We start from the raw sequence: 560 nt of genomic DNA, 5'->3' as shown, positions 1-560 counted from the left end.
AACCATAACAAATCGCTTCACACCAGCAAGCTTGGCTGCCTCAATTGTTTTTACAGCACCATCCAAATCGACCATCACCGTTTTGTCTGCCCCTGTGTGTCCCCCAGAACCTGCTGTGAACACAACCGCATCGACTCCCTCGGCAGCTTTGGCAATCGATTCGATATCCCCTTCCAAATCCACTACAGCAGTTTCTGCACCTAAATTTTCAAAGAAAGATGCTTGTTCCTGCTTACGGATCATTGCTTTCGCCTCCAGGCTGTCACTATCCTGGATAAATGAAACAAGATGTTTTCCAATTTGACCATTTGCACCAACTACAAGTATTTTCAAATCGTCCACCCTTTCTTTAAAATTCTATTCTACCTATTCTTATCATAATAGAATGAAAAAGCCATTGTCCAAGTTTCTGTCTGAGAGATGGCACTGCATTATACTTTACTAAGACAGAACAGATTCCTTTAATGCATGTTCAAAGGCAGCGATAATATCAGCTGCGTCCTCTATCCCTACCGAAATCCGTATTAGCCCTTCTGTGATGCCAAGCTCCTTCCTAGAAG

General features: G+C 43.0%; 2 protein-coding genes. Both read right to left on the bottom strand.

All coding sequences use genetic code 11. From position 1 onward, the window contains the following. Window positions 1-333: NAD(P)H-binding protein (locus AC3G7N_RS22170; protein WP_489424270.1), on the bottom strand; the 333-nt coding region annotated here is incomplete at its 3' end. 108 nt (window positions 334-441) lie between these two features. Continuing rightward, window positions 442-560: PLP-dependent transferase (locus AC3G7N_RS22165; RefSeq protein ID WP_489424271.1), on the bottom strand; the 119-nt coding region annotated here is incomplete at its 5' end.

Source organism: Virgibacillus carmonensis (genome assembly GCF_057836705.1).
Note: the sequence above shows the minus strand (reverse complement) of the source record. Positions and strands in the feature narration are given on the sequence as shown.